This is a genomic window from Streptomyces tricolor, assembly GCF_002155905.1.
Taxonomy (GTDB): domain Bacteria; phylum Actinomycetota; class Actinomycetes; order Streptomycetales; family Streptomycetaceae; genus Streptomyces; species Streptomyces tricolor.
Map to the genome: position 1 here is coordinate 1 of NZ_MUMF01000712.1, position 3,489 is coordinate 3,489.

The 3,489-nt window shown below is 75.0% G+C and carries 3 protein-coding genes; 1 reads left to right on the top strand and 2 read right to left on the bottom strand.

What is annotated here, in order from left to right:
- Positions 1 to 61 precede the first annotated feature (61 nt).
- Positions 62 to 1,198, top strand: coding sequence for an IS701 family transposase (locus CCN44_RS37960; RefSeq protein WP_059256343.1), 1,137 nt, complete (start codon positions 62 to 64; stop codon positions 1,196 to 1,198).
- A gap of 184 nt (positions 1,199 to 1,382) precedes the next feature.
- Here CCN44_RS37960 and CCN44_RS37965 read toward each other — a convergent pair whose 3' ends face one another.
- Complete coding sequence (locus CCN44_RS37965) at positions 1,383 to 1,964, bottom strand: TetR/AcrR family transcriptional regulator (protein WP_079081437.1); 582 nt, start codon at positions 1,962 to 1,964, stop codon at positions 1,383 to 1,385.
- Positions 1,965 to 2,518: 554 nt separating this feature from the next.
- Positions 2,519 to 3,286 carry an SDR family NAD(P)-dependent oxidoreductase gene (locus tag CCN44_RS37970; RefSeq protein ID WP_086703359.1) on the bottom strand — a complete coding sequence of 256 codons (768 nt, stop codon included), beginning with the start codon at positions 3,284 to 3,286 and terminating at the stop codon, positions 2,519 to 2,521.
- Positions 3,287 to 3,489: the final 203 nt, after the last annotated feature.

Genomic DNA, 3,489 nt, shown 5'->3' on the forward strand with positions numbered 1-3,489 from the left:
GCGGGGCGCCCCGCACAGGAACCAGGGACAGCGGCCACGTCGTGTGGGAGGGACAGTCCCGATGACACTGCTGCACGAGCCGGCGCCACGAGCGTGCACCGACGGCCACCGTCGAAAAGCCCGGCACACCCCCCGGCTGCGGCCGTTCACCGAAACGGTCTTCGGCTGCCTGCCACGGGCCGACCAGCGCAGGTGGGCCGAGCTGTACATCGAGGCACTGCTTCGGACACCGGGCAAGAAGTCGGTACGGCGGCTGGCGGAATCCGTCACCGACTCCCCCACGGCCTCGCAGGCCATGCACCAGTTCGTCAACGCCAGCCCCTGGGACTGGCTGGCGGCACGCCAGGGCCTGCTGCGCTGGGTGGAGCAGCAGGGCGGCCCGGCGGTGACGGCCTGGACCCTGGCGCCCGCCTTCATCCCCAAGCGCGGCCGGCACTCCGCCGGCGTCCACCGCAGATTCGACCCCCTGCTGGGCCGGGTGTCCAACTGCCAGCTCGGCATGGTCATGCTGGCCACGGGCGCGCACGGCCCGCTGCCGGTCGACTGGAGCCTGTACATCCCCCACGGATGGGCGGCGGACTCCCCGCTGCGCTCCAAGGTGCGGGTGCCCGACGACGCCTGCGGGCCCCTGTGGTCACAGGCCGCGAAACTCCTGCGCCGCGCCGTGTCGTGGTCCCCCGGCCGGCAGGCCCCCGTCACCGCGGACCTGTCCTGGATGCCCGACCACGAGGCCTTCCTCGCCTGCCTGGCACGCAGCGAGCAGCCCTTCCTGGCCGAAGTCCCCGACACCGTGCACGTCAGGCGTGTGACATCACGGCCGGCCGACCTGCCGGCGCTCACCGTCCGGCAGCTGCTCACCGACCGCGGGACCGCGGACGCGGCAGAACGCCAGCACCTGCTGTCCCTCCCGGTGGCCCTTCCCGGCGCCCCCGCCGGACGCGCCCGGCTGCGGCTGCTGGCCCAGCGCCGCCCCGACGGCTCGGCACGGACCTGGCTGACGAACCTGCTGAACCGGCCGCTGCCCGACCTGCTGCCGCTGATGCGGCAGCCCCGGCAGGCCGCGACCGTGGTCACCACCCTGAGCGGGGACTTCGGACTCCAGGACTTCGAAGGCCGGTCCTTCCCCGGCTGGCACCACCACACCACCCTGGTCTCCGCCGCCTTCACCTACTCCCAGGTCCGCGCCGGCTCCGCGTGAGCCGAAGACCCGGCTCGGCGTGAGCAGAAGGCTCTGCTCCTGGAGGGGGCTGAAGACGCCCGGCCGGATTTTTCCCGGCCGGGCGCGCGCCCGCGCCGCCGCGGCCGGCGGCCGGCAGTCCCGCCCGGCGGCCCGTGCGTTCGGCGGCCCGTGCGTTCGGCGGGCGCGCACCGCCCGCACGTGCTCAGCGCGGGTGGGCGGCGAGGCCGCCGAGCGCGGCGTGCCAGACCTCGGCGACGTCGGAAGCCACCCAGACACCCCCGGCCTCGGCACGCCGCGCCTCGTGCGCGGCTCCCTCCACCACGTGCATGACCAGATGCGCGGCGGCGGCCGGCCGCACGTCCGGGGCCAGGTCACCGGTGACGAAGGCCCTCTCCAGCAGCCGCAGCACCTCCGCGCGCCAGATCCCGGGCCAGCCCGAGTCGACGTGCCCCTCCTCGACCAGGCGCGTGGCAGCCCGCGGCAGAACGTCGTGCTGCAGCGCTCCGGCCACCTGCAGCACGAGGACGGTCAGGTCGTGGAGGGGCCGGCCGGTGTCGGGGCGCGCCGTGCGGATGCGCTGCAGCGCGCGGACGCCCTCGTCCACCACCGCCGACGCCAGCGCCGCCTTGCTGCGGAAGTGGAAGGTGAGGGCCCCGAGCGTGACGCCTGCTCCGGCACAGATGTGGTTGAGCGCCGTACCGTCGTAGCCGTGCCGGTCGAAGCGGCGTGCTGCTGCCAGGACGAGGTTCGCGCGGGTCCGCGCGGCTCGTTCCGTGTTCGTCATGACGGGACCTCGAGGAGCGTGACGACAGGCGACCCCTCCCCCGCGGGGCCGGGGTGCACATGTCCGGAAGGGGCGCGCCGCAGGCGGTGCCCTCGCGCGCGCGAGGCGGCCCGTGCGCGGGACCGGGCGCGCGGGCACGCGGAGGTGCCGGGAGAGGCGGCGTGTCCCTCCCGGCCGGCGCCCGCCGCCGCGCCGCCGGAGCACACGCGCGCGCCCGGCCCGCTGGCGGACGTACCGGCGGCCGTAGCGGTCGTATTGGTGGTCGTAGCGGCCCCGACCGGCCCCCGCGAGGAGGGGCCGCCGGAGCGTGCGGGTTCTGCCCGGCCCCGTGCCCCGCCCCGGCTGCGGTGTGTCATGACGAGGCCAGTCAGGTTGCTCACGTACCGTCTCCAGCTCTGGCTGCCCGTGGCCGCGGGCGGCGGGCCCGCGGCGGCCGCTCGACGGGCGGTCCGACCATACGGTGAGCGCCGGGCGACGAGCACGGGAACGGGGCAAGTCCCGAACGTTCTGGGCAAGTTGGCTGGTGGCGTGCGGTGGGTGGCGCTGCGGTGCGGCTAGCGGGCGGTCCATCCTCCGTCGGCGGGGATGACCGCGCCCGTGGTGAACGACGAACGGTCCGAGCAGAGCCAGGCGGCCGTCTGGGCGATCTCGACGGGGTCCGCCAGGCGCTGCTGGATGGCACGCTCGGTGAAGGGCTTCCACAGCGCGGGGGTGTCGGCGAGCACCTGGTCCATCAGCTCGGTGCGGGTGCTGCCCACCGCGAGCGCGTTGACGCGGATGCGCTGGGCCGCGTACTCGTCGGCCGCGGCCCGGCTCAGGCCGATGACGGCGTGCTTGGCGGCTATGTAGGGGGCGGAGCTGCCGGTGGCGCGGAGTCCGGCGACGCTGGAGGTGTTCACGATCGAGCCGCCGCCGCTTTCGAGCATCACGGGTATCTGTGCCCGCATGGCGTTCCACACGCCGCGGGCGTTGACGTCCATGATGCGGTCGTACTCCGCGTCGTCCATCAGGTGCAGGGGGGTTCCGGTGGAGGTCCACCCCGCGTTGTTGAAGGCGGCGTCCAGGCTGCCGAACCTCTCCACCGCCCTCGCCACGGCGGCGTGCATGTCCTCGGCGCGGGTCACATCGGCCACCACGGCGGCGGCCTGCCCGCCCGCCGCGCCGATCCTGTCCACGAGCGCAAGCAGCCGGTCCTCACGGCGGGCGGCCAGCACCACGCGGGCCTCCTCCCGCGCGAACAGCTCCGCCGCCGCTGCGCCGATGCCGCTGCTCGCTCCGGTGATCAGGACTGTCTTGCCGTGCAGCAGGCCCCGTGCGGGCATGGGTCTCCTTAGACGTGGACTTCACACCCCCGGGACAGGGGTGCGTGTGTGCCGGGGCGCGGCCGGGATACGGCCGGGCCTTCGAGATCGTCACGCGAAGGGGGACCGGCCCGCAAGCCCGGCCCGGTCTGGGGTGCGGTCTGCTGACCATGTGTCAGAGACGCGGCAACGGTGGCGAGTTGGGCGGCAGGGGGCGGCGGGCC

Coding starts and splice junctions, on each gene's coding strand:
- CCN44_RS37960 (WP_059256343.1), top strand. CDS start 62: ATGACACTGCTGCACGAGCCGGCGCCACGAGCGTGCACCGACGGCCAC.
- CCN44_RS37965 (WP_079081437.1), bottom strand. CDS start 1,964: ATGACGAACACGGAACGAGCCGCGCGGACCCGCGCGAACCTCGTCCTG.
- CCN44_RS37970 (WP_086703359.1), bottom strand. CDS start 3,286: ATGCCCGCACGGGGCCTGCTGCACGGCAAGACAGTCCTGATCACCGGA.